This window comes from Curtobacterium sp. Csp2, from assembly GCF_013347165.1.
In genome coordinates this window covers 1,004,403-1,030,192 of sequence record NZ_CP054593.1, presented here as the reverse complement: position 1 = coordinate 1,030,192, position 25,790 = coordinate 1,004,403, and the positions used below count along the sequence as shown (strand labels likewise).

General features: G+C 70.0%; 22 protein-coding genes and 1 tRNA gene. 14 read left to right on the top strand and 9 right to left on the bottom strand.

The window, feature by feature from the left end; genetic code table 11:
• From HUN59_RS05125 to HUN59_RS19335, 8 genes are all read left to right on the top strand, one after another.
• Positions 1-1,137, top strand: coding sequence for a hypothetical protein (locus tag HUN59_RS05125; RefSeq protein WP_174777717.1), 1,137 nt, complete (start codon positions 1-3; stop codon positions 1,135-1,137).
• 55 nt (positions 1,138-1,192) lie between these two features.
• Positions 1,193-2,020, top strand: a complete 828-nt coding sequence (locus tag HUN59_RS05120; RefSeq protein ID WP_174777716.1) for a hypothetical protein — start codon at positions 1,193-1,195, stop codon at positions 2,018-2,020.
• A gap of 62 nt (positions 2,021-2,082) precedes the next feature.
• Positions 2,083-2,646, top strand: a complete 564-nt coding sequence (locus HUN59_RS05115; protein ID WP_174777715.1) for a gp53-like domain-containing protein — start codon at positions 2,083-2,085, stop codon at positions 2,644-2,646.
• Positions 2,647-2,768: 122 nt separating this feature from the next.
• Complete coding sequence (locus tag HUN59_RS05110) at positions 2,769-3,515, top strand: hypothetical protein (protein ID WP_174777714.1); 747 nt, start codon at positions 2,769-2,771, stop codon at positions 3,513-3,515.
• A complete protein-coding gene (locus HUN59_RS05105) occupies positions 3,515-3,727 on the top strand; it encodes a hypothetical protein (RefSeq protein WP_174777713.1) in 213 nt (70 codons plus the stop codon). The genes HUN59_RS05110 and HUN59_RS05105 overlap by 1 nt, the downstream gene beginning before the upstream one ends.
• 81 nt (positions 3,728-3,808) lie before the next feature.
• Positions 3,809-4,207 (top strand): hypothetical protein, encoded by a 399-nt coding sequence (locus HUN59_RS05100; RefSeq protein WP_174777712.1) that lies wholly within the window; start codon positions 3,809-3,811, stop codon positions 4,205-4,207.
• On the top strand, positions 4,197-4,652 hold the full coding sequence (locus HUN59_RS05095) for a hypothetical protein (protein WP_174777711.1): 456 nt from the start codon (positions 4,197-4,199) through the stop codon (positions 4,650-4,652). The genes HUN59_RS05100 and HUN59_RS05095 overlap by 11 nt, the downstream gene beginning before the upstream one ends.
• A 90-nt stretch (positions 4,653-4,742) precedes the next feature.
• Entirely contained in the window at positions 4,743-6,173 is a 1,431-nt protein-coding gene (locus HUN59_RS19335; protein ID WP_217483646.1) for a GDSL-type esterase/lipase family protein, read from the top strand.
• A gap of 52 nt (positions 6,174-6,225) precedes the next feature.
• On the opposite strand, the gene HUN59_RS05085 is transcribed toward HUN59_RS19335, so the two are convergent.
• The 5 genes from HUN59_RS05085 to HUN59_RS05065 form a co-directional block, all read right to left on the bottom strand.
• A complete protein-coding gene (locus tag HUN59_RS05085; protein WP_174777710.1) occupies positions 6,226-6,948 on the bottom strand; it encodes an SGNH/GDSL hydrolase family protein in 723 nt (240 codons plus the stop codon).
• Between the two features lie 79 nt (positions 6,949-7,027).
• Positions 7,028-7,624, bottom strand: coding sequence for a hypothetical protein (locus tag HUN59_RS05080; protein WP_174777709.1), 597 nt, complete (start codon positions 7,622-7,624; stop codon positions 7,028-7,030).
• Positions 7,625-8,581: 957 nt separating this feature from the next.
• Positions 8,582-8,654: transfer RNA gene (locus HUN59_RS05075), tRNA-Arg, on the bottom strand.
• 111 nt (positions 8,655-8,765) lie between these two features.
• Complete coding sequence (locus tag HUN59_RS05070; RefSeq protein WP_174777708.1) at positions 8,766-9,551, bottom strand: dienelactone hydrolase family protein; 786 nt, start codon at positions 9,549-9,551, stop codon at positions 8,766-8,768.
• Positions 9,552-9,652: 101 nt separating this feature from the next.
• On the bottom strand, positions 9,653-11,077 hold the full coding sequence (locus HUN59_RS05065; RefSeq protein ID WP_174777707.1) for a glucose-6-phosphate dehydrogenase: 1,425 nt from the start codon (positions 11,075-11,077) through the stop codon (positions 9,653-9,655).
• Positions 11,078-11,158: 81 nt separating this feature from the next.
• Here HUN59_RS05065 and HUN59_RS05060 point away from each other — a divergent pair, with 81 nt between their 5' ends.
• The 4 genes from HUN59_RS05060 (at position 11,159) to HUN59_RS05045 (ending at position 17,634) form a co-directional block, all read left to right on the top strand.
• Positions 11,159-12,328, top strand: a complete 1,170-nt coding sequence (locus HUN59_RS05060) for a Gfo/Idh/MocA family protein (RefSeq protein WP_174777706.1) — start codon at positions 11,159-11,161, stop codon at positions 12,326-12,328.
• A gap of 8 nt (positions 12,329-12,336) precedes the next feature.
• On the top strand, positions 12,337-13,251 hold the full coding sequence (locus HUN59_RS05055; protein ID WP_217483622.1) for a sugar phosphate isomerase/epimerase family protein: 915 nt from the start codon (positions 12,337-12,339) through the stop codon (positions 13,249-13,251).
• Between the two features lie 138 nt (positions 13,252-13,389).
• On the top strand, positions 13,390-15,204 hold the full coding sequence (locus HUN59_RS05050; protein ID WP_174777705.1) for a thiamine pyrophosphate-requiring protein: 1,815 nt from the start codon (positions 13,390-13,392) through the stop codon (positions 15,202-15,204).
• 105 nt (positions 15,205-15,309) lie between these two features.
• Positions 15,310-17,634: a bifunctional metallophosphatase/5'-nucleotidase gene (locus HUN59_RS05045; RefSeq protein WP_174777704.1), complete on the top strand. Its 2,325-nt coding sequence runs from the start codon at positions 15,310-15,312 to the stop codon at positions 17,632-17,634.
• A 275-nt stretch (positions 17,635-17,909) separates the two neighbouring features.
• Here HUN59_RS05045 and HUN59_RS05040 read toward each other — a convergent pair whose 3' ends face one another.
• From HUN59_RS05040 to efeU, 3 genes are read right to left on the bottom strand one after another with little or no spacing between them, the layout of a single operon-like run.
• Complete coding sequence (locus tag HUN59_RS05040) at positions 17,910-19,190, bottom strand: Dyp-type peroxidase (protein WP_114850476.1); 1,281 nt, start codon at positions 19,188-19,190, stop codon at positions 17,910-17,912.
• The gene (gene efeO, locus HUN59_RS05035; protein ID WP_174777703.1) at positions 19,187-20,422 is read right to left on the bottom strand and encodes an iron uptake system protein EfeO; all 1,236 of its coding nucleotides are present in this window, start codon (positions 20,420-20,422) and stop codon (positions 19,187-19,189) included. Before efeO ends, HUN59_RS05040 begins: the two co-directional genes overlap by 4 nt.
• Positions 20,409-22,001 carry an iron uptake transporter permease EfeU gene (efeU, locus tag HUN59_RS05030; protein WP_174777702.1) on the bottom strand — a complete coding sequence of 531 codons (1,593 nt, stop codon included), beginning with the start codon at positions 21,999-22,001 and terminating at the stop codon, positions 20,409-20,411. Before efeU ends, efeO begins: the two co-directional genes overlap by 14 nt.
• Positions 22,002-22,070: 69 nt before the next feature.
• Here efeU and HUN59_RS05025 point away from each other — a divergent pair, with 69 nt between their 5' ends.
• Both HUN59_RS05025 and HUN59_RS05020 read left to right on the top strand, forming a co-directional pair.
• A complete protein-coding gene (locus HUN59_RS05025; protein ID WP_174777701.1) occupies positions 22,071-22,865 on the top strand; it encodes a trimeric intracellular cation channel family protein in 795 nt (264 codons plus the stop codon).
• A 273-nt stretch (positions 22,866-23,138) separates the two neighbouring features.
• Positions 23,139-23,741 carry a TetR/AcrR family transcriptional regulator gene (locus HUN59_RS05020; RefSeq protein WP_174777700.1) on the top strand — a complete coding sequence of 201 codons (603 nt, stop codon included), beginning with the start codon at positions 23,139-23,141 and terminating at the stop codon, positions 23,739-23,741.
• A 148-nt stretch (positions 23,742-23,889) separates the two neighbouring features.
• Here HUN59_RS05020 and HUN59_RS05015 read toward each other — a convergent pair.
• On the bottom strand, positions 23,890-25,790 hold a 1,901-nt coding region (locus HUN59_RS05015), incomplete at its 5' end, for a transglutaminase family protein (protein WP_217483621.1).

Sequence of the window (25,790 nt, the reverse complement as noted above, 5' to 3'; positions counted from 1 at the left end):
GTGCGACTGATCAGTGATGCATGCCGTGACGTCATCCGGGGCGGTTCGTTCGACCTGTCTTACTCCGCGGACCTTTACTATGACGGGCAGCGACTGTTCGAGGGGCTGCCCGTTGTGGACCCGTCGTTCGACTGGGACGCGTCCGGCGCGATTGAGGGTTCGGGCACGGTCACGGTTGTGTGGACGGACGATCAGGGCAAGTCTCTGTCGCCGCATGAGCCGCAGGACTGGTTGGCTCCGTTCGGCGCGCGCCTCGTCGTCTACGCGATCGTGTCGGTCGGTAGTGCGTTCTCGGAGCGTGTGCAGATCGGTGACTTCACCATCGTGTCGGTGCCGTCCGCTGATGACAGCGTGTTCATCTTCGGGGAGACCCGCATCGTGGTCGGGTCGAAGGTGAAGCTGAACCTCAAGGACCGGATGGTGGAGGTGCAGCGGGACCGGTTCACCCGGTTGTCGTCGCCGTCGAACATGAGCTCGGTGTGGGCGGAAGCTGCCGCGTTGACGGGGTTCCAGTTGACCCGCTCCCTGCCGGACGCTGCGATCCGACGTAGCGTCGTGTACGAGGAAGATCGGGTGGCGGCGCTGACGGACCTGATGGCGATTGTCGGGGGTGTGCCGCATATGGCGTCTGATGGGACGCTCACGGCCCGTCCGGTGACGCCTGGCCCGGCGACTGCTGAGCTCCGTGTTGGTCCGCGTGGAACGATCACGCAGATCGGTTCATCCCTGGACTCGGAGCAGGTTTACAACGGCGTCATCATCCGTGCTGAGTCGAACGAGCAGCAGCAGGTGCTCGCAGAACTGTGGGTGCAGTCTGGTCCGCTTCGTGCGACGCCGGCTGGTGGTGAGCGGACCCCGTATCACCGGGTGCCGCGGTTCTACTCGTCGCCGCAGATCACGACGGGCACGCAGGCCGCGCAGGCTGCACCGGGACTGTTGGCGCAGTATTCGCAGCCGCGCGCGTCGTCGCTCGAGATCCAGTGCATCACTGACGTGTCGGTGGAGGTGGGCGATGTGCGCACTGTTGATGATGGGCAGGCGACGTGGACGGTTCGTGTGTCGAAGTGCATGCTCGGTAGTGCGGGCACGATGACGATTACTGGGGATGTGTTGAGCCGTGCCGTCAACGTCAGCTGATGTTCTCGCCGACAAGCTCGCCGATATCCCGGGTGTGGACGCAAGCATCTTGGGGGTGTTCGCCGGCCCGTCCTCGGACGGCACGCAGGCACTGGTGAACGTCGACGACCGCCAGTTGACGGTTCCCGCCTTGGGTGGGTCGTGGCCGATCGTCGGCGACCGCGTGCGACTACTGCGGGTCGGCAAGCAGACGCTGCTGCTCGGTTCGGTGCAGCAGCGGGCAACGCAGGGCCGCGTCAACGCGGTCGGTTCCCCGAAGTGCGACATCGAGTACCCGCCCGGTTCGGGTGTGGTCGAGGCGATGTCGATGCCGAAGGGCGCAACGCCGGAGGTTGGCGACCTGGTGGTCATCAACTGGGATGGCGAGGCGGCACGGACGGTGACGGCGATTGTGTCGTCTCAGACTGAGCAGCCGAAACCGCCGGACCCTGGTGGGCAGCCGGTGCAGACGTCGTTCCGGCAGACGTTCACGGCGGGTGATTCTGGTTCGTTCCAGAACGGCCGGTGGTGGACGAACCTGGTGTACGCGTCGGCGTCGAACAAGTCGGCGTACTTCTACGGGTCGAAGATCGCGGACACCATCCCGTCGACGGCGACGATCGACCGGATCTTGGTGTACTTGTCGCCGACTCGGAACAGCGGGAATCAGCCTCGTATCGGCACGCACGGGTACACGTCGAACCCGTGTGGTGCGCCGACGATCAGCAACCTGCTGTCGTTGCCGAACGCGTCCGGGTGGGTGGAGCTGCCGACTTCGTTCGGTGACCTGTTGAAGACGGGCGCTCAGTGGGGCGTCGGCTTCGACGGAGCCGGCTTCGCGATCTTCCGCGGTACCCAGACGGACGGTCAGGCTGGCGCGCTCGACATCAGCTGGCACGTCTAACCAACTACTTCTCCGACACCTACCTGATTGTGGTGGGTGTCTTGTCGCGCCCGGAGGTGCACATGACGACCACTCCCGAACCGACCAAGGGCGTCCCAAGGCTTGAGGGCAACCCTGCCCCGACTCTGCGGGCGGATCACAACGACCTTGCTGACTGGGTGCGCGACAACGTGGACGGCAACGTCGCGACCGTCGGCGACCTCCCCACGCAAGGTAACTGGGTTGGCCGGCGTATCTACGTCGTCGCGAAGGACTTCGTTTACGTGTGGAAGGGCAGCGCGGTCGGGTGGGCTAAGCCTGGCCCGTTTTCGCAGGTCATGTCGTGGGGTACCACGGCTGGCGGTTCAGGTTCTTATAAGGACGCTGGCGATGTGCTGCCCCTGTTCCGTATGGGGCAGGCGGGTGGCACAACGAACAGCGGCGGACGCCTGAACTGGACGTTCCCGGTCCCGTTCCCTAACGGCATCTCGACCGTGATCCTTACCCCGCACCAGAACAGCAACGGCACACCGTCGTCGATGCCGACCCTCATCGAGGACAGCGTGACCCGGACCGGGTTCAGCACCATTTGGGGCGGTAAGGCGAGCACGACCGTGTTCATGCCGTACGTCGCAATCGGCTACTAGGAGGACAACGTGCCCGAAACGATCCACATCGACGCGGTCGTGTACACGACCGCCGACGAGCTCGGCGGCATCCCGGACGCTGCTACGACCGGTGACCAGACCGGTGGGATGGGGTCACTCTGATGGCTGTTCTCGATTCTGCTGCTGCCGTTCTCCGCGCCCGTGCGGCGATGGGGAAGCCGGACGGTGCTGGCATGTGCCTCGCCAACAACTACGCCTGGTGGGGGTCGGTGCCGTCGATCGGCCCCGGTGCTGGGAAGTACGACGTTGCACTGCAGGGCTGGAACTACGCAACGAAGCGGCACGCGGACATGCTGACCGCACCCGCTGGTGTCCCGGTGTGGTTCGGTATTAGCCCGACCCGCACCGACAAGAACCGCGCAGCCGGCGATGTTGGCTTGTCCCTCGGCGGCGGGTACGGCATCTTCACGGACTCCCCGAACGGCACCCCTGGCGTCATGTCGTTCCGTGCTCGGGCGGCGCAGATCGCCCGTCCGATGCTCGGCTGGACTGAGGACTTCCTTGGTCACGACACCACTGCAGGTGTCGAGTACGCCCGGTCCGGTGTTGAGAACCCGCCTGTGCTAATCACTCTCGACCGTAAGCCCATCATCCCTATCTCCGATTGGATCGACATGAACCTGCGACTGATTCCGCATCCCGCCGACGAGCGCAACGTGCAGCGCGGTGTTGTTGGCGGCTGGTATGTCCACAACCTTGATACTGGCAAGAAGAAGGCTGTTGAGGGTCTTGATGACTTGAACAAGCTGCGGGCGATCATCTACGGCAATGGTGAGGACGGTGCACGTCAGCTGTACCAGCAGGAAGTTGATGTGATGCTCGCCAAGTATGCGACGGCGGTGCGCTGATGTTCGCGAAGGTGCAGCAGTACGCGAAGGCGATCGTTTCGCTGGTTGGTGCGGTTCTGACGGCCGGTGCGTTCACGCTGCCGGATGAGGTGCAGCCGTGGGTTGGTCTGGGTATGGCGGTTCTGACTGCTGTGGCGACGTATGCGGTGCCAAACAAGCCCGCTGAGACTGCTGCTGGCGACGACGACACGCCGAAGCACCTCGCTGAATGACCTGGGGGGCACAAGATGAAGACGGTTTGGTCTCGGGACGCACTTCCTCTTGTGCCCCCACGGTTCCGCAGCATCTACACGGTGCTGCTGCCGGTGATCGATGTTGGCCTGATTACGTTCGGGTTGACTTCGCTGATTGTCGGTTCGAAGATCGTCGGCGATTTCACGTTGCCGTGGTTCCGTGTCGCATGGGGCGCGGTCATCCTGATCGGTGCCGTTGTGGCGCTGCTGGGTCTCGTTTTCCTGCGGAAGCGGACGGAACTGTGGGGACGGTTCGCGGTCGGTATCGGGCTGCTGATCTACGTCGCCGCGATCGTCATGTACATCGCGTCGGGATCGTCGAACTCGACGCTGACCCTGGTGCTTGTGCTGATCCGACTGGTTGCACTGTCGTGGCGGATCAACGACCTGTTCACGGAGATCGGTCGCGAAGAAGCAGACCAGGAGGCGCACACCGGGGGGATTCCGCGTGCTCAGTGACGAAGTAACGAACACCATCATCATCAGTGTTACAGCCCTCGCCACCGCGGCAATCGGCGCGCCAGCTGGGATCAAGACGATCAAGGCGCGTAAGGCTCGTCGTGCGGCTGAGGTCGACGACGAGGAACAGGAAGCCGTCGAACGATACTCGGCTGACCCGGGCCAGTTCGTGAAGGACGTGCTCCGGTCGAACGCGCAACTGACGGAACGTGTGGAAGCGGCTGAGGCGAAAGCGGACCGGATCGAGCGTGCGTTCGAAGCGTTCAAGCAGGAGGACCGCAAGTTCCGTACCGCGTTGGCTCGTTGGGTCGGTCAGATCATGAACGCATGGGGCGTGGAGCCGGAGATGCCGTACCCGGAAGGCGACGACGCGATGACGCTCGCTGATGTGATCCCGTCCGCGCTCGAGGCCACGCAGCCCCGCCGACCACCGCGGCACGTCTAACCGACAAGCCCGCTCATCATCTTCGCCGCCCTGCATGTCGGGGCGGTTTTCGTTTTACCGCGCCACGGCGCACGACTGGAAGCAGGAAGCATGGCCGACGCGAAGCAGATCCGAGTCAGGCGAGACACGCTGGCGAACTGGCAGACTGCAAATCCGGTCCTCGCAGACGGCGAACTTGCGTGGGTAACTGACACTCGTGACATGGTTGCTGGTCCTGGCGACTTCAATAGCCTGTGGAACGATGCGCAGTCGATCGCTAATCGTGCGATTGGCGCAGCGTCATCGGCGACGAGTTCTGCCACGGCGGCGGCGAGCTCGGCGGCGTCGGCTGGAAGCGCAGCCAGTGCCGCGGTTGCGCCACTGTCCACAGCGCAGCGCCGCGGTGGCTTCGTTGTCATTGGTGACTCCATCACCGCCTACAACTCCACGGTCGGGAACGCGTGGCACAAGGCACTCGCGACCGTCGCGGGGAAGATTCGTCACCGTGGCTTCTTCGCAACCGGTGGGTACACGCTCGAGCAGATCGAGACGACGCATTTGCCGTCGGTTCTCGCGATGGACCCGCTGCCTGGTGCGTGCATCATCGCGGGTGGAACGAACAACATCGGGGCGACGGGTTCTACCGGCGCGTACGACCCAGTCGCGGCACGGGCGACGCTACTGCGGATGGTCAGCAAGCTGCAGGCCGTTGGTGTCATGCCGGTTCTGTGGTGCCCGCCGCCGCGAAACGACTCGACGACCGTAAACGCATCGACGCAGCGCTGGAACGCGTGGGTTAAGTCCACGGCCCAGCGGCTCGGCCTGCCGTACGTCGACGCGTACAACGCAGTGGTCGACCCCGCCACGGGCTTGTACAAGAGCGGCTACAATCTCGACAGCGTGCACCCCAACGCGCTCGGCCACTACCTAATTGGCAAGAGGGCCGCGACAGACCCGGAGTTCCTTCGTCGGTTCAACAATGACACTCCCCACCTATCGACCGATGTGCTCGACGCCGCCAATCTCATTCCGGCAGGCCGCGGGCTATTCAATCAAGGGGTTAACGGCGCAAATGTCCCCGCGGGGTGGGCGGCGTATGGGGGCAACGGGACGGCCTACACGCTGTCCCAGGCGGCCGCGACGGACCCCGCTGTTGGGAATTGGCAGATCTTGACGCAGACGGCGGGGTCGGCCGCCAACTCAGGAGGTCTCCAGTGGAACGCGACCACGAACTTCGCCGCCGGAGACCGCGTTGCCGTCGCCACACGCGTGCGGTCTGCATGCCCGGACGACGGCACTATGGGGAACGCAACGCTGAAGCTTGAGGCTCGGCAGGGAGGGACTTCGCTGCTCTCCACCGTGGAGGGTGGCTTCGGTGGGACCTACGACGGAATTTTCTGGCAGGAGTTCACCGTACCCGCCGGGACGGACACACTGCGCCAGAGCCTCATCTTCACGACGTCGGTGAGTCCGACGATTGACGTGTCGGTACGGTTCGCTCAGTCGACGATTGTGAACCTCACCGCTCTCGCAGCAGGATGACAAAGACCCCCTCGGGTTCCTTCGGGAGCTCGAGGGGGTCTTTCGTCGTTCGTCAGCTCTTGGGAAGCGCGGCTTGGATGGCGTCCGCGATGGCAGCGTGTCCGGCGTCATTCGGGTGGATGCTGTCGTCGATGAGCAGGTCAGCACGTCCCGTGAGGGGTTCGCCTATGTCTATGTACGTCGCTCCGGTCGCAGTCGCGGCGGCGCGTACTGCGGTCTGGATGCCGGCGAGTGCGGCGGCTGGGTCGTCGTCATCCCAGATGGGTGAGGTCACGTAGAGCTTCGCGTTCGGCAGCGCCTCGCGCAGTTTGTGGAACGTTGCCGTCGCGTTGGCCTGCACCTCGCTCGCTGATGACTTGATGTCGTTCCGTCCGCCGCTGACAATCACGATGTCGGGCTTCGCGTCGATCGCTTCGCTGAGGTGGTCCGGGTAAGCGGTGCCGCAGTTGCCCGGGTTGACGTACCCGCCGCCACCGCATGCGACGACAGCTGCCGTCCAGCCTTCTCGCGCCGCTAGGACCTGGGGGAAAGCCTGGTCCTTTGCAGATGCTCCGGTCCCGCCTGTGTACGAGTCTCCAATGAACGCGACGGTGCTGCTCTGTTCGGCGTTCTGCGCTTGGTACGTAACGGACCTCGGCGTCGCTCCTACTGCTGCCTTCGACGAGTCAACGTGCTGCATGGCTAGCACGACCATGGTGGCGGCGAACACTGCCAGCAGCCCGACGATGATGCCCTTGTACGACCGGCTGAACCAGTCCACGAATCCGTTCCCCATGATCCTCTGATCCTAAGTGCTGCTCATGATGCGCCCCACCTCCCGATGCGGGGGTGGGGCGTGTTCGTGCTTTGTGCCGCTACTTCGCGACTGCTTCCACCTGCTCCGACCCACCGGCCGGCGCAACGGTCACACGCCACGCTGACGTGACAGGCTGCTGGAACGCGACTACAGCGGTGCCCTTCGCGCCAGGCTGCAGGTCGAACTGGCCGTACTCGTTGCTGAGGTCGACGATGGCGTTGTACTTCTCCACGTCGTCACCGGCAGCGTCACGCCAGGAGGAGAACACGTCCTGCAGGCTGGTGGAGTCGATCTGCTGTCCGTCCTTGGTGACGACGGTGAGGCCGTACATGTTGAGAGACGTGCTGCCGTTCGTGTTGTCCAGCTCGACGGGGACGAACGTGTACGTGGTGCCGTTGACGGATGTGCGGGCAGTCTCGAGCGCCGTCAACGCGTCACTGTTCTGGTCGCCGCCGAGCTTGAACGTGCCTGACGCGCCCTGGTAGTCGAACGTCCACGTCTTGTCGATGTTCTCCACCGGCGTCTGCATCGTCTCAGTCGGCGTCGACTCCACCTCAGACTGGTCCGGTGCCGCCACGTCGTTACCCCCAGCGCTGCAACCCGCGACACCAAACGTCAACGCCAGAACCGCAGCAACCACCATGTGTTTCTTCACAGAACGAAGCATAGATGTGCTCATGTTCCACGTACAGGGTGCTGCGTTTGCTGGTTAACGCCGATGCCGGACTGCTGCACGCCAAATCCACGCCGACGTACGCGCCTGACCGCTACCCCACTCGACCAGCACCGCATCCGTGCTCGCAGCCAACGCGACCGCCTCAACACGCACCAGACGGTCCGGGTGCTGCAACCAACAGTGGACGGGCATCGGCGGGTCGAACTCCTGCACCACCGGACCACGCGCCTCCACCGACAACGAGAACGCGTCCGGTGGCAGCCAACGATCACAACGACGGACACCCATGAGCGGCAGGGTAGACGTGGCCGGCGACATGGCTGAGTTTGGGGCAAGTTTGGGGGTAGTGCGAAACTCGTAGCCGCCCCAAACTCGGCGGCGTTGCTTGACTCGGAAGCCACCGCCGCAGCCGATCCGCATGCCTACGCGGCTCGTTGTTTGACTGGGAACACACACGCGCTACCCTGCCCCTGCGTCCGGATTCACCTATCAACCGTGGATGTTTCAAACCGGACGCGACCACGCCCCCACCGAGTCAGGTGGGGGCGTTCGTCGTATGTGCGCGTGGCGGCTATCCGCGTAACGAACACGTGTCGACTCGCCGCTCACTTTTGAAGCTGAGCAGTACACGGGTTGTGCGCGTCAGTGGTCGAACGTACCTTCGAGCAACCACAGCCCCAAGGAGGGACACCCGATGGATCAGAGCACCGCGCGCTCCCTGGCACGCGAGATTGGCCGACGAGCTCAAGAGCTCGGACTTCCGATCACCCTTGAAGACGACCCCGACTGCGCGGAGCTTGCATCGGCCTGCGAAAGATCCGGAGTGCCGCTGTCGAGCGTCCTCAGGTGACACGAAAAGGCCCCGCTCGCATCGAGCGGGGCCTTCTGTTTTGGTGCTTCGGCTACAGTCTCGGCTACAAGACTGCCGTCGATCCGTGCGCTCGAAGGGACTCGAACCCCCAACCTTCTGATCCGTAGTCAGATGCTCTATCCATTGAGCTACGAGCGCATCCGGCTTTCCAGCCGAACCGGCCTTGCGGCCGTGGAAGACTCTACAACAGGTGCGGCGCGGAACGCGAATCGAGCCGCGCCGACCCGGGTCCTCGGCGTGTCGCAGGACTCACACGATGGTCGGCTCCTCGTCGAACACCTCGGCGAGGAACACCTGCAGCGCTTGCCACGACCGACGGTCCGCCCGCTCCTGGTACTGCGCGCCGTGGTCGGGGGCGTCGGTCCCCGGCACCGCGAACGCGTGCATCGCACCCGCGTACGTCACGACCTGCCAGTCGACCTCCGGGGCGCCCCGCATCTCGTCCTGCCACGCGGTGACCGCGCTGTCCGGGACGACCGGGTCCGAGCCGCCGGTGAGCACGAGCAGCTTCGCCCGGATCGCGGCGGCGTCCGACGGGTCGTGCGCGATGAGTCCGCCGTGGAAGGAGACGGCCCCGACCAGGTCCGCCCCGGTGCGGGCGAGCTCGAGCGCGCCGGAACCGCCGAAGCAGTAGCCCATCACGACGATGCGCGAGTGGTCGACGTCGGGGTCCTCGCGGAGCCGGTCGAGCCCCGCGGTCAGCCGGGCGCGGAAGAGCGGCAGGTCCTGGTAGAACGAGCCGGCGACCTCGGAGGCGGTGTCGTCGCCCGGGCGGACGCCCTCGCCGTAGACGTCGGCACCGAACGCGACGTAGCCCAGGCGGGCGAGCATCGCGACGCGGGCCTCGACGTGCTCGTTCACCCCGTGCCAGTCGTGCACGACGAGGACGGCGGGGCGCGGGCCGGACTCGGCGTGGTCCTTCGCCAGGACGCCGAGGAGCGCCGTGCCCTCGTGGTCGTAGCGGACGGGCTCGACGCGGACGTCGGAGTCGGCGGGAGCGGGGACGGTGGACAGGACGTCGTCGGTGGTCTTCACGATGCGCGACGCTACGCCGCGCGACCAGGAGACGGACGGGAGGATCGTGGCGGGGCCCGTCACGATCCTCCCGTCCGTCCGCGCGCACCGCGCGCACCGCGTCAGCAGTCGATGTTGTCCCAGGAGTCGGGGCCGACGGAGCCCGCCGCGTACCCGTCGAGCGGGGTGTCCCCCGCGCGCCAGGCCTGCAGGAACGGCTCGACGACCTTCCACCCCTGCACCGCGCTGTCCCCGCGCACCGACAGCGTGGCGTCGCCCTCGAGCACCCCGGCGAGGACCTCGCCGTAGGCGCTCAGCCGCCCCGGGTTGAACGTGGTCGTCAACGAGGTGTGGTCGATCGTGTACGGGTCGCCGGGGCCGTTCACGTTGAGCTCGAGCTGCATCTCGTCCGGCGCGATCCAGATCCGCAGCTTGTCCGGACGTTCGGCGCCGGTGAGCCCGTTCGGCACGTGCGGCGAGTCCTTGAACGTGATGACGATCTCGCGGCGCTGCTGTTCGAGCGCCTTGCCCGAGCGGAGCGTGAAGGGCACGCCGGCCCACCGCCAGTTCGCGACCTCGAGGGTGAGCTGCGCGAGCGTCTCGGTGTCGAGCGACGGGTCCACGCCGTCCTCGTCGACGTAGGACGGCAGCGACCGGTCCCCGATCGTGCCGGCCGTGTAGCGGGCCCGCCTGCCCGCGGCCACCACGTTCCCGCCCCACGGCCGGACGGCGCGCAGGACGAGCTCCTTCTGGGTGCGCAGGTCGTCCGCGTCGATCGACGCCGGGGCCTCCATCGCGACGACCGCCATCACCTGCAGCAGGTGGCTCTGGATCATGTCGACCAGGGCGCCCGCCTTGTCGTAGTAGCGCGCCCGACCTTCGAGCCCGAGGGTCTCGTCGTAGACGATGTCGACGCGGGCGACGTGCTGCGACGACAGCAGCGGCTCGACGATGCGGTTCGCGAAGCGCAGGCCGAGCAGGTTGAGCACGGTCGAGCGGCCGAGGAAGTGGTCGACGCGGTGGATCCGCTCCTCGGGCAGGAAGGAGTGCAGCACGTCGTTGAGGTGCTCGGCGCTCGCGGCGTCGGTGCCGAAGGGCTTCTCGAGCGCCAGGCGCGTGCCCGACGGCAGGTCGAGGTCCTTCAGGACCGCGCAGCTCTTCTCGGTGACCGCCGGCGGCAGCGCGAAGTAGACCGCCGGGTCGTGGTCGCACGCGGCGAGGAGTGCCCGGAGGTCGTCGGCGTCGGTGACGTCGGCCTTGCGGTACGTCGAGGCGGCGACGACGTCGAGCAGCCGCTTGCTGAGCCGTTCCCCGCCGTCGTGGGCACCCTCGTCCTCCTCGTTCTTCGACGCCTGGGCGTTCTCGAACGAGGTCTTCACCTGCGCCTTCCAGTCGGCGTCGGAGAGGTCCTCGACGCCGGCGCCGACGAGCTGCACGTCCCAGTCCTCCTTCACCTCCAGCAGGGTCGCGAGGCCGGGCAGCAGCAGTCGCTTGGACAGGTCGCCGCTGGCTCCGAGGATGAGCAGGCTGGTCTGGAGGCTCGACATGCCCCAGACGGTACTCACGCGTTCCGGCGCGTGGCCGGGCTGCGTCGGTACGGTGGTCCCAGTCCGGCGCGAGGGAGCACCATGAGCAGTGGGTACGGAGGGCGACGCATCCGCGTCGCCGTGGTCGGGACCGGCATGATCGCCGGCGTCCACGCGCGGGCGGCGCGTGCCGCCGGGGCCGAGGTGGTCGGGGTGCTCGGCCGGACGCCGTCCCGCTCCGAGCAGGTCGCCGCGCAGCTCGACGTCCCCCGCGGGTACGCCTCGCTCGACGACGTGATCGCGGACGCGCCCGACGTCGTGCACGTCTGCACGCCGAACGACCAGCACCACCCGCAGGCCCTCGCGGTCATCCGCGCCGGGATCAACGTCGTGTGCGAGAAGCCGCTCGCGATCAGTGCCGCGCAGGCAGCCGAGCTGGTCGACGCCGCGGACCGTGCGGGCGTCGTCGCGACCGTGCCGTTCGTGTACCGGTACCACCCGGTGGTCCGGGAGATCCGCGGTCGGATCGCGGCCGGCGAGCTCGGGCGGCTGCTGGCCGTGCACGGGCACTACCTGCAGGACTGGATGCTCGACGAGGACGCCTCGTCGTGGCGGGTCGACGCGGGGGCCGGCGGGGTGTCGCGGGCCTTCGCCGACATCGGTTCGCACTGGTGCGACCTGGTCGAGTTCGTCACGGGTGAGCCGTTCGCGTCCGTCTCCGCCGCGACCGACATCGTCTACCCGACCCGCCCGGCGGCCTCGGGTCCGTCGTTCTCCGGCTCCCCCGACCCCGACCCGGTCGCGGACGCCGGGCAGCGCGCCGAGGTGACCACCGAGGACACCGCGGTCGCGACCTTCCGCTCCGCCTCCGGCCGCATCGGGAACGTCGTCATCTCGCAGGTCGCCGCCGGACGCAAGAACCGGCTGTGGTTCGAGGTCGACGGCACCCTCGGCTCGGCGGCGTTCGACCAGGAGCAGCCCGAGTCGGCGTGGTTCGGCAACGAGCGGGGCGCCCAGATCGTCGTCCGCGACCCGTCGCTCGGCTTCCAGGACCAACGAAGGCTGGCCGTCGTGCCGGCCGGCCACCCGCAGGGGTACCTCGACGCGTTCGGGGCCTTCGTCGCCGACACCTACGCGGCGGTCCGCAGCGAGGGCGACCGGTCGGCGTGGCCCGACGGGCTGCCGACGTTCGCGGACGGCGCCCGTGCGGCGTCGATCATCGAGGCGGTCATCGGCAGCGCGGCCGACGGATCGTGGCGGGGGATCCGGTGAAGCTCGGGATGCTCACGGCATGCCTGCCCGGGTGGTCGCTCGAGCGGATCGCGGCGTTCGCGGCCGAGCAGGGCTACGAGCGGCTCGAGGTCGCGGTCTGGCCCGACACCGGGTCGCGGGACTTCGAGGCGGCGCACCTGCCCGTCGCCACCTTCACCGAGTCCGACGCCGCCGCGACGCGGGAGGTGCTCGACCGGTACGGGCTCGAGATCTCCGCGCTGGCGTACTACGAGAACAACCTGCACCACGACACCGACCACCGGGCCGCGGTCAAGGAGCACCTGTTCCACGCGGTCGACGCCGCCGCGATGCTCGGCGTGCCGTCCGTCGGCACGTTCGTCGGCCGGGACAACACGCTGTCCGTCCGCGACAACATGGCACTCGGCGACCGCGTGCTCCCCGAGCTCGTCGAGTACGCCGGCGAGCGGGGAGTCCGGCTGATCGTCGAGAACTGCGTGATGGAGGGCTGGCACCCCGACGGGTACCCGGGCAACCTCGCGTACTCCCCCGAGCTCTGGCACTGGGTCACCGGACTCGGGTTCGGCCTGAACTGGGACCCGTCGCACCTGACCTGGATCGGCATCGACCCGGTCGAGACGATCCTGCCGTTCGCCGAGCACATCGTGCACGCGCAGGCGAAGGACGTCGAGCTGTTCCCCCGGAAGCGGGACGAGTACGGGTTCTTCGGGAAGGTCGACAAGGGCGACGACCCGTGGGACATGGGCTGGTGGCGCTTCCGCGTCCCGGGCCGCGGGGTCGTGGACTGGCCGCACGTGGTCGACCGACTGTACGAGGCGGGGTTCACCGGCACGCTGAGCGTCGAGCACGAGGACCCGCTGTGGGGCGGCACCGACGACAAGGTGCTCGAGGGCCTCCGGATCGCACACCGCACCCTGCGCCCCCTGATCGCACGGGAGTCCTGAGCGCGTCCGCGTCGTTCGCAAGACGCAACGTCGGCGGTTTCTCGCAGCGACATCTCGCTGCGAGGAATCGCCCACGTTGCGTTTCGCGAGTGCCAGAGTCCTGAGCGCGTACAGGAAGCGGCGAGCACGGTGGAGCGCATGGGCCAGACCGTGAGCGACTTCGTCATCGACCGCATCAAGGCGTGGGGGGTCTCCCGCGTGTTCGGGTACCCCGGGGACGGCATCGGGGCGTTCGACGGCGCGCTCGGGAAGGCCGACGGCAGCGAGCGGGCGCTCGAGTACGTCCGCCCGACGCACGAGGAGATCGCGGCGCTCATGGCGACCGCGCACGCGAAGTTCACCGGCGAGGTCGGCGTCTGCGTCGCGACGTCGAGCCCCGGGGCGTTCCACCTGCTCAACGGCCTGTACGACGCGCAGATGGACAACCAACCCGTCGTCGCGATCGTCGGCCAGCAGGGCCTGGCGTCGATCGGGTCGTTCACCCAGCAGGAGTCGAACCTCGAGCGCGTGTTCGCCGACGTCGCCTGCTACGTCGAGACCGTCGCGACGCCGGACGCGGTCGGGGTCGTCGTCGACACCGCCTTCCGCACCGCGATGCTCCGCAAGCAGCCCGCCGTGGTGGTCCTCCCCCACGACGTCCAGGCCATGGCGTACGAGGCCCCCGCCGTCGAGCACTGGGTGTCCCGGTCGAGCGACGTCGCCCCGTCGATCCGGATCACCCCGCCGCAGGACGAGATCGCGCGGTTCGCCGAGATCCTGAACGCCGGTGAACGCGTCACGTTCCTCGTCGGTGCCGGTGCCCGCGGTGCGACCGACCTGGTGCTCGCCGCCGCCGAGAAGACCGGCGCCGGGATCATCACGGCCCTGCGCGGCAAGGACGTCGTCCCCTCCGACGTGCCGTACCACACGCAGCAGGTCGGCCTGCTGGGGTCACGCCCGAGCCTCACGCAGATCAAGGAGTGCGACACGATCGTGCTCCTCGGCTCGAACTACCCGTACGGCGAGTACCTGCCGGCGAGCGGCCAGGCCCGCGGCGTGCAGGTGGACATCAAGCCGGAGCAGATGGGGCTGCGCTACCCGACCGAGCTCAACCTGTGGGGCGACGTCGGCGCGACGCTCGAGGCGGTGCTCCCGCTCCTGCACGACAAGCAGGACACCGCGTGGCAGGACAAGCTCGCCGGTGAGATGCGCGAGTGGGAGGCGGAGATGGACCGCCAGGCCGAGGTGCACTACGACGACGGTGTCAACCCGCGCCGGGTCATCCGCGCCGTCAACGAACGCCTGCCCGAGCGTGTCACCGTCACCTGCGACGCCGGGACCACCGCGGACTGGTACGGCCACCACATCCGTCTGCGACGCGGCATGCACGGCGACATGTCCGGACGCCTCGCGACGATGCTCGCGGCGATGCCGTACGCCGTGACCGCGAAGTTCGCCTTCCCGGACGCCCCGGCGGTGTGCACGATCGGCGACGGCGCGTTCCAGATGCTCGGCATGAACGAGCTCATCACCGTCAAGAAGTACATGGCGCAGTGGCCGGACCAGCAGCTCGTCATCGTCGTCATGCACAACGACGACCTCGGCCAGGTCTCGTGGGAGATGCGCACCGAGGACGGCAACCCGATGTGGTCCGGCTCGCAGGACGTCGAGACCATGGACTACGCCGGGTACGCGCAGCTGCTCGGCTTCACGGGCATCGCGGTGCACCGGGACGACGAGGTCGAGGCGGCGGTGGAGCGGGCCTTCGCGAACCCCGGCGTCACGCTCATCGACGCGTACGTCAGCCGCAACGTGCCGCCCCTGCCGCCGCACATCACCGCGGAGTACGCGATCAACACCGCGAAGAGCCTGCTCAAGGGCGACCCGGCCGAGCTCGGGGTGGTCAAGGACTCGGCGAAGGCCATGGCGGCCGAGGCCGTCGAGCGGGTGAAGGGCGCGTTCGGCCGGGACTGACCGCCGGGCGGGGACGCCCGTCACGTGTTGCCGATGTGAACACCTCGTGACACATCGCGGCAACCCCTGGCGCGTCCCCTGTGGGTTCTCCTAGGTTCGTCGCCGATGAACACCACCTCCCACACCCGAACGCGTCGCGCCGCCGCCGGAGCGGCGCTCGCGACCGCCGGCGTCCTCGTGGCGCTGTCCGTCCCGTCCGCCGCCCTCGCCGCCGAGGGCGACGCGACGATCGACCTCTACAACGTGAACGACTTCCACGGGCGCATCGCCCAGTCGCTCTCCTCGCCGCCGCGCGACGGCGACGCCGCCGGTGCCGCCGTCCTCGCCGGTGCGCTCGAACAGCTCCGTGGCAGCGACCCGTCGACCTCCGCCTTCGTCAGCTCCGGTGACAACATCGGCGGATCGACGTTCGAGTCCTTCATCCAGGAGGACCAGCCGACGATCGACGTGCTCAACCAGATGGACCTGACGGTGAGCGCGATCGGCAACCACGAGCTCGACCGTGGACAGACCGACCTGCGAGACCGCGTGATCGGGGCCGACGGTGCCCGCAACGCGAAGTGGGACTACGTCTCCGCGAACATCCTCGACTCGGCGACGGGCAAGCCCGCGTTCGACCCCTACGCGATCCAGGAGATCAGCGGCAAGCGCGTCGGGTTCATCGGCGCGACCGTCGACCTGGTCGGACAAGGGCTCGTCAGCCCCGACGGCATCGCGGGCCTCGAGATGGGCGACATCACCACCGAGGTGAACAAGGTCGCCGCGCAGCTCACCGACGGCGACGAGGGCAACGGCGAGGCCGACGTGCTCGTGCTGCTCGTGCACGACGGTGCGGAGTCCCCCACGCCGGTCACCGCCGACGGCGGGTCCGACTTCGCCCGCGCGGTCTACGGGGTCACCCCGAAGGTGTCCGCGATCCTCTCGGCGCACACGCACCAGACCTACACGTACTCGGTGGTCCCGAAGGGCGGCACGGTCCCCCGTCCGGTGATCCAGACCGGCTCGTACGGGTTCAACCTCGGGCACGTGCAGCTCACGGTCGCCGCGGACGGCACCGTGACCCCGACGAAGAACGAGAACATCCGGCTCGCCGGCAGCACCTTCCCGAAGGACGCCGCGGTCCAGGCCACGGTGGACACCGCGGTCGCCGAGGCGGACCGGCTCGGTGCCGTCGAGCTCGGTGCCGTCGACCGCGACCTCAAGCGCGCCGTGCAGTCGAACGGCTCCGAGAACCGCGGCGGCGAGTCCACGCTCGGCAACTTCGTGGCCGAGGTCCAGCGCTCGCAGACGCAGCGCCAGGGCGCCCAGATCGCGTTCATGAACCCGGGCGGGCTCCGTGCGGACATCGCGTCCGGCCCGGTGACCTACAAGGAGGCAGCGGTCGTCCAGCCGTTCGCGAACACGCTCGTCGTGCTCGACCTCACCGGTGACCAGGTCCGCCAGGCGCTCGAGCAGCAGTGGCAGCCCGCGAGCGCGAGCCGTCCGTTCCTCAAGCTCGGCACGTCCTCCGGGTTCTCGTACACCTACGACCCGCTCGCGGACGCCGGGTCCCGCATCACCTCGATGACCCTCGACGGCGCTCCGGTCGACGCGGACCGCACGTACAAGGTGACCGTGAACTCCTTCCTGGCGACCGGCGGCGACAACTTCGCCGCGTTCAAGCAGGCCGCGGCCAAGCAGGACAGCGGCATGGTCGACCTCGAAGCCCAGGTCGAGTACTTCGAGGCGAACCCGTCGGTCGCGGTGCAGGAGGACCAGCGCGCCGTCGGCGTCCGTGTCAGCGACGCTCCCGAGGGCGGCTTCGGCCCCGGCGACGAGGTCCGGATCGACCTGTCGTCGCTGACCTTCAGCAACGCGGCGGACCAGGCCGGTTCGGTGTCGGTGAGCGCCGGCGGCCAGGAGCTGGCCTCGTCGCCGATCGACACGTCGGTCGTGGACACCACCGACGAGCAGGGCCGCGCCACGCTGACCTTCACGGTGCCCGGGGTCGGCGGCGACCAGCCGACCGCCCGTGCGGCGGCGACGGGCACGGCGCTCCGCGCGGTCGCCCCGGCCGCGACCACCGACGAGCCCCTCGTCGTGACGCTGCCGAACGGCCAGACGATCACCCTCGCGGTGACCGTGCCGATCGAGGCCGCCGTCGACCCGACCGACCCGACCGATCCCACCGACCCCGGCACGCCGGGCACCGGTGACCCGAGCGCACCCGGCACGGGCGGCGGCTCGATCGGCGGCGGCAACGGAACGGGCACGGGCAACGGCGTCGCGGACGGAGCGCAGCGCCCCGGCACGGGCGCCCTCGCCTGGACCGGCGCCGAGCTCCTGCCTGCGGGCATCGCGGCCGGTGCCCTGCTCCTCGCCGGGCTGGTGACGATGGTGCTCGTGCGTCGGAACCGGGCCCTGCGCGGCGCGACGGTCGAGACCGACTGACACCGCGCCTCCCGGCTGGATCCGAGGACGGGCCGTCTCACCCAGGTGAGACGGCCCGTCCGCCGTCCGGCGAACGAGGGGCGGCGGCCCGTCCGACTTCCGTGACGGCCCGCGCAACAACCGCGAGGAGGGGTACGCTCAGCCTGTCGCACAGCGATGCGCCGCGCCGGGTCGCCCCCAGGGCCGGACGGTGGTTCCGTCCGCGGACTCCGCGGCGCGGGTGCTCTCCGTCTCCAGGGAAACGGCGGAGGGCACCCACCATCGACCACCGGGGTTCAGCGGAACAGCTGCTCCCCGATGTACGAGCCCTTCCGCGGCGCCGGCGGCACGGCGAACACCCCGGACCCGATGTGCGACACGTACTCGTTCAGCCGGTCGGACGCGCCGAGCTTCCGCTGCAACCGGGTGAAGTGGTCGGGGTCCGTCATGTACGCCGCGAAGAGCAACCCGGCGTCGAGCTGGCCGTACTGGTTCAGCCCGTCCGTGTAGTTGTACCCGCGGCGCAGGATCTTCACGCCCCCGTTTGCCTCGTGCGCGGCGAGGGCGATGTGCGAGCGCGGGTCGATCGCCGTCGCACCGTCCGCGTCGGCGCCGTGCGCGGCCGCGTGGAAGTCCGGCGTGGTGTGCTCGCTGCCGCCGGACAGCGGCGCACCCTCGACCTTGGTGCGGCCGAACACTCGCTGCTGGTCGCTGACGACGTCGGCGTCCCACGTCTCCAGGTTCATCCGGATCTTCCGGACCACCTGGTAGGTGCCGCCGGCCATCCACCCGGCGTCGGAGTCGAGCCACACGAAGCGCTCGTACTCCTGGTCCGAGGTGACGTTCCGCGTGCCGTCCTTGAAGCCCATCAAGTTGCGCGGCGTCGACTGCGAGGGACCCGCGGACGCGCGGCCGAAGCCGATCACCGTCCACCGCACGGTCGCGGTGCCCCGCGCCATCCGCGCGAGGTCGCGGACGGCGTGGTACGCCACCTGCGGGTCGTCGGCGCAGGCCTGCAGCGACAGGTCGCCGCCGGTCAGGCCGTCCTCGAGCGCGTCGCTCGGCAGGGTCGGGATCGCCGCCAGGTGCGCCGGACGCTTCGCGGCGAGGCCGAAGCGCTCGTCGAAGACCCCGGGGCCGAGGCCCACCGTCACGGTCAGGGACGCGGGGCCGAGGTCGAGCGCCTCGCCGGTGTCCGCGCCGACGCCCTCGCCGTGGGCCGGCTCGACGCTGCCGATCGTCCGGCCGGCCTGCAGCTGCGCGATCGCCGCGGACCAGCGGGCGAGGAGCACCTGCAGCTCGGTCGCGGTCGAGGCGGTGAGGTCGAACACCATGAACACGCAGTGCCGCTGCGGGGTCGTGCGGATCCCGCCCTGGGGCTGCCGCGCGGCCGTCGCGTAGAACGGCACCTGCTGCGACAGGTCGATCGACTCGTCGGCGTTCGCGGCCGCCGCGAAGGGGTCGACGCCGGTCGCGGCCGTGGCCCCGGCGACGCCGGCGACCGCACCGACCCCGGCACCGGCTGCGGCGAGCCCGGCGCCGAGCAGTCCGCGACGGGAGAAGCGGGACGCGGTCACGCTGTCGCGACCTTCTCGGCCAGGCGGGACAGCGGGTCCTGGAGCGCCTGGACCTGCTGCGAGATGCGGTTCGCGTCCTTCGCCTTCGCGGCGTCGTCCCACGTGCTGAACCCGCCGAGGGCGTTCGCGTCGCGGAAGCCGTCCATCATCGTGTTCGTCGCGTCGAACTGCGCGGCGATCTGCTCCGTCAGGGCCGGGTCGACCTTGGTCAGGCCGGGCTTGAGGTACGCGAAGGCCTGCCGGGCGCCCTCGACGTTCGCGGCCAGGTCGACGAGGTCGATGTGGCTGTACGCCTCCTCTTCCCCGGTGATCTTGTTCGACTGGACCTCCTCGAGGAGCCCGGCGGCGCCGTTCGCCAGGTCCTCGGGCTTGTACTCGAGCGTCGGCACGAGCTTCGCGAGGAGCTGCACGTTGCTCGTCAGGTCGGCCGCGGTCTGCTTCGTCGTCGCGGTGATCGCACCGGCCTGGAACAGGTCCTTCTCGACCGCGTGGAACCCGCTCCAGCCGACGGCGTCGTCGAGGTTCGACTGGCGCATGTCGACCAGGTAGTCGAGGTTGCCCTTGTTGTCCGTGGCCGAGAAGCCCTGCTTGACGAACCCGTCGACGTCGCTCTCGATGTGCTCGTAGAACGGGCGGGCGGCGGCGTAGTCCCGCTTCGCGGCGTCGAGGTCGCCGGCGTCGACGTCCTTCTGCAGCTGCTGCACGGCGCTCACCATGTCGTCGACCTGGCCGTCGACGTAGGTCGCGTAGCCGGTCGCTCCGTCGGCGAGCAGGGTCGCGGCGCTGCTGTTCGCGGTCGAGGCCGCCTTCCCCGTGACGGTGAAGTCGGTGAGCTCCTTCGTCGCACCGGGGCAGTAGACCTGGTAGCTGCCGCCGGTCAGCGTGGCGGTGAACGTCACCGGGGCGAGCCCGGGCGCGAGGTTCTCCTTCTCGCCGAGGATCCGCTGGTCCTGCAGCAGTTCGACCTCGGTGATCGCGGTCGACGACTCGTTCTGCACCCGGAAGGTGACGGGCCCTGCGGGGACCTTCGTGGTCGACACGGCGCAGGCGTCGGAGCCGTCGTTCGTCAGGGTGATGGTGACGCGGGAGACCTTCCCCGACCCGGACGACGCGTCGTCGGCGGGGGTGCCGGCGGAGCAGGCGGTCAGGGTGAGGGCGGCGACGGCGCCGAGGGCACCGAGGGCGATCAGGGGTCGGGCGGCCAGGGGGCGGGCGGCACTACCGAACGGCATGGTCGAGGCTCCTTGCAGGGACGTCGGCGGGCGGTCCGCGCGACGGGTCGGTTCCGGGGGTGGTGGTCGTGGGGACGGAGACGCGGCGCCGGTCGCGGACCGCGAGCGCGGCCTGGGCGGCCGCCGCGACGAGCAGCACGAGGGGCAGCCAGGCGTTCCAGAGTCGGAGCTCGGCGGCGCGCGTCTGCGCGGCGGCGACGGCGGTTGCCGCACGGTCCGCGTCGGCGGTCGGGACGGCCCAGACGTCGCGTCCCAGCGTGGTCGTCCGAGCGGCCGGGAGGCCCCCACCGCGCAGCGTGAGCACGTCGCGTTCCGAGCGGGTCGCCTCGAGCACGCCGCCGTCGACGGTCGTCAGGGTCACCGTGTCCCGGACGGTCCAGTCCGCCGTGAACGGGCCGGGGTTCGTCGACGGGGACACGCCGACCGGGACGCGACCGAACAGCCCCACGAGCTGGTCGAGGGTCAGCGAGGTCGGCCGGTCGGCGGACGGGACGTCCTCGGTGACCTGCCACTGGTCGGCGGTCGTGCCCGCCCGGGCGACGCGGCGGTGGGCCGACGCGGGCAGGGTGATCCGAGCCTCCCGGCCGCCGCCGGCCACCCGCAGGACCGCGCTGTCCCCGTCGACGGACGCCGTGACGGAGCGCGCGTCGCCGGACACGGCGACCGTGCGGGGCAGGTCCGCGCCGCTGCCGGACGGGACGGCGACCGCGAGCACGACGGCCGTCGCGGCGAAGGCGGCGGCGAGGACGGCGCGCACCCGCGGGACGCGCTGCGGCGACGGCCGCCAGACGCGCGGCCAGAGCGAGATCGCGAGGACCGGGACGACGTAGAGCACCCAGCCGAGGACCTCGACGACCCGGGGGTCGGCGGGGATGCCGAGCACGCCCGTGACGAGCGCACCGCGGAGCGAGCCGTTCGGGGCGAGCCAGCCGAGGTCGACGGTGCGCTGCTGACCGATCACGAGCCAGCCGGCCTCGTGCGCGTGGCGGAGGGCGGTCAGGACGAGTCCGCCGGCGACGAAGACCAGGAAGACGCCGGTGCCCGTGAAGAAGCGGCCGAGATCGAGCTTCACGCCGCCGGTGTAGATCCCGTACCCGATGAGCACGGCCACGGCGATGCCGATCACGGCGCCGAGGGCGGCGGAGCCCGTGTCCGCGGACGCCTGGAAGGTGGCGAGCAGGAAGACCGAGGTCTCGAAGCCCTCCTTGAGGACCGCGAGGAACGCCATGCCGGCGAGGGCCCAGGCGGTGCCGCGGCCGAGGGCGGCGGTCGCGCTGGCGACGAGGTCCTTCGAGAGCGTGCGGGCGTGGGTCCGCATCCACACGATCATGCCCGTGACGAACACCACCGCCACGGCACCGATGACGGTCTCCATGCCCTCCTGCTCGGCCTGCGGCAGGGCCTGCTCGACGAGCTGCAGCCCGAAGCCGACGGCGATGCTCAGGGCGACCGCGGCGCCGACGCCGATCCACATCGGGGTGAGCGGAGCGCGGTTGCGACGCAGGAACGCGGCGATGATGCCGACGATGAGCGTCGCTTCGAGGCCTTCGCGGAGGCCGATGACGAGGGTGGCGATCATGGCGAAGGTGAGGCTAACCTAACCCGACCTCGCACCGCCACTTCCGTGACGTGGGGTTTGATTGTTCTCATGAACCTGCTGTCCCCCGAGGGCCTGGCGTTAGTCACGAACGTGCTCGACCTCGCCGGCGTGCTCGCGTCCGCGCTGCTCGGTGGATCGCTCGCCCGGACGATGGACTTCGACCTGTTCGGGTTCCTGGTCGTCGGGTTCGTCTCCGGCCTGGGCGGCGGCATGCTCCGCGACACCCTGCTGCAGAACGGCCCCCCGGTCGCGCTCGTCGACCCGCTCTACGTGCCGGTCGCGATCGCCGGCGCGCTCATCGCCTTCTTCGTGTCGTTCTCCGAGCTCACCTGGGACCGGGTGTTCACCGTCCTGGACGCCGCCGTGATCGGGTTCTGGTCGGTGGTCGGGGTGCAGCGGACCTTCGACGCCGGGCTCGGCTGGCCCGCCGCGATCATCATGGGGACCATCACCGCGGTCGGGGGCGGGGCCATGCGCGACCTGCTGCTCCGCCGTGTGCCCGCGGTCTTCGGCGGCAACGCGCTCTACGCCACGGTCGCGGTCGCCGCCTCGGCCGTGATGGTCGTCGCGTCGTACCTCGGCTCCCCCACCATCGGGATCATCGCGGCCATCGTGCTGTCGCTCGGCCTGCGCTACGGCGCCGTCAAGCGTGGTTGGGGGCTGCCGAACGGCCGCGACTGGCAGCCGAAGTCGACCCTCGGCGCGCTGCTCCAGCGCGGCCGCCGACTCCGCCCGGACGCCGTCCGCCTGCTCCGCCGACCCGGTCGACGGTCCGGCGTCGGGAGCGTCCGGTCGGACACCGGCAGCGTCCGGACTGACCACGAACCGCACACCGACGACTGAGACTGGGCCACGACGGACCCTGGCGCTAGCATCGGTACCGCCGGGTATCGACCCCGGCGACCACCCGCCGATCGAGGCACCGACACGACCCGAACGTGCCGGTTCGTCCGTCGACGACAGGAGGTCGGGGCCGGCCACGTGCCGCGCGGGGAACCGACGCGCGGCGCGGCAGGCTCCGACGGACCGCACGGCAGCACCGTGCGGGGATCGGCACGTCCGCCCGCCGTACGCGGCACGTCGTGCCGGACCGCCACGATCAGGGACCAGTACCAGATGCGCGAAGACGACGCCCCCACACCGAGGACCCCGCGAGCCGAGGTCCGGGAGCGCCTGCTCGTCGCGGCCGCGCAGGAGTTCGCCGAGTCCGGACTGCACGGGAGCCGGCTCGACACCGTCGCCGCCCGCGCCGGGTTCAGCAAGGGGGCCGTCTACTCGAACTTCGCGTCGAAGCAGGACCTGGTCGCCGAGGTCATGCAGCGCCAGACGAACCTGGTGCTCGCGTCCCTGCGGGAGCTCGTCGGGCCGGACCTGGCGGCGGAGGACATCGGCGACGTCCTGCGCGCCGCGTTCGGGCGGCACGACCAGACCGCGCAGTTCGCCCTGCTGTCCGAGTTCCGGGGCTACGCGATGCGGCACGAGGCGTTCCTGCCCGAGTTCGTGCGTCAGCGACGGGCGCTCCAGGACGGGGTGCTCGAGCTCGTGCAGGAGTGGTTCGGGGCGCACCCGAAGGTCTCGCCCGGGATGCGGCTCGAGGACTTCGCGACGCTGCTCGTCGGGGCGAACGTGGGGATCGTGTTCGACGCGCCGGCGTTGCCCGGGGTTGACCCGGGCGACGTCATCGCGGCCGTGGTGGACGCGGTGGTGCGCCCGCGCTGAGGCGCGCGGCGCGGCGCGCGCGGCGCCCGGCCGCGCGGTGTGGCGTGCCTGCGCACAANGGGAAGCACGCCGCGCCACGTGATCACGTGGCGCGGCGTGCTTCCCATTGTGCGGACCGCGCGCGGCGCGGCGCGCGCGCGGCCGCGCGCTACGCCGGCCGGCGCCGCCGGCCCTCGTGCGACCAGGCCGACGACGGCAGCAGGCTCGGCGGCAGCAGTCGCGACCGGACCACCCGCCCACGGGACACCGATGCGTCCAGGGCGACCCGTGCCTCTAGGACGGCCCGGAGCAGCGCGTCCCGGTCCACCGCAGCCGCACCGTCGGCGGCGAACCGCTCGACGTCGACCGCGTCGACCACCGTGGTCAGGTGCGGCAGCACCGTGACGGGCAGGCGACCCGAGAGCCGACCGAGCACCGCCCGGGCGGTCCGTGCGGCCGCCGCGGCGTCGTCCGGGGGCGCCGCGCCGGGTGCGAGCCCGTGGTCGGCGACGTCGTCGAGGACCTCGCGCCAGGCCTGCACCGCCGGCGACCGACCGCTGCGGACCGCGGCGAGCCGACGGCGGCGCCGGACCGCCCGGACGACCGAGGGCGAGGCGAGCAGGACGAGCGCGAGGGCCACCCCGACCGCGAGCCCGAGGGCGCCCGCGCCGGTGCTGCTGCCGGGCGCCGCGGCACCGGGGGCGGCGGACGCCGAGGGCGTGGGGGTCGGTGACGCCTCTGCCGGGGCGGTCTCGCCGGGTGCGGGCAGCGGGGTCTGCGGGTCGGCCGGGGCCGGCGTCACCGAGGACTCGGTGGACGGCTGCGCGGCGGCGTCGGAGTCCGGGGTCGGCTCGAACGAGACCCAGCCGGCACCGCGGATGTACAGCTCCGGCCACGAGTGCAGCTGCCGGTTGGTGACCGTGTACTCGCCGTCGTCGGTCTGCTGCGGGTTCGCCCGGTAGCCGACCGCGATGCGCGAGGGGATCCCGAGCGTCCGGGCCATCACCGCCATCGACGAGGCGAAGTGCACGCAGTAGCCCTCGCGGACGCGCAGGAACGTGTCGATCACGCGCATGTTGTCGCCGTCGTAGCCCTGCTCGACGGGCGCGGTCTCGGAGTACGTGAACAGGTCGCTCCGGAACCACTGCTCGAGCGCCCGGGCCTCCTCGTAGTCGGTCGTCGCACCACCGGCCACGCGGCGGGCGGTCGACGCGATGTCCTTCGGCAGGTCGTCCGGCAGCGACAGGTCGGTGCGGAGCTGGGCGCGACTCGGCGCCTGGAACCCGCGACCGTCGGCGCGACCGAGCAGCCCCGAGGACGCGATCGCGTCGAGGTACTCCCCCGACGAGGTCGAGGCGCCGTAGACCTCGTACGTCGATCCCCGCTGGGTCGTCGGCCCCGTCGACCGGATGGTGTTCGAGTCGCCCATCCAGCGCCAGTTCGCCAGGTCCAGGTTCGTCGACCGGGACTGCACCGACACCGCACCCGACGGCACCGGCAGGTAGTTGCTCGACAGCCCGGTCACCCGGATGGTCACGTCCCCCCGGTTCGCCAGGCGCGGGTTGACCCCGACCGCGAACTGCTGCTGGTCGGCGGTGTCCGAGGTGCTGGCGTCCGTGACGGTCGGGACCCAGTCCCCGGAGCCGAACTCGTCCAGGTCGGCGAGCTTGAGGTACTCCGGCCGCCCGTCCGCCGAGCGGTACTGCAGCACCTCGAGCTCGTTCGGCTGGCGCAGGTCCTGGCCGAGCTGCAGCAGGGTGCCCGGGCGACCGGGCTGGATCGGCGACTGCAGCGCCCCGGTGACCCCCGACAGCCAGCTCGCGTTGAGCGGCACGACGACGGGGAGCCCGACGGCCACGACGAGTCCGATCGCCCCGACCACCGCGGCGGGGAACGCGCGTTGCACCGGCCGGACCGACAGCCACAGCAGGCCGAGGAACGCGATGCCGACCAGAACGACGAGCACGGGCGAGGCCGGCTGGCCGGTGATGACCCCGGGGACGACGAGCACGACGAGCGCCGGCACGGCGGCGAGGGCGACGGTCGGGGCGATCGCGGCGAGGAACAGCG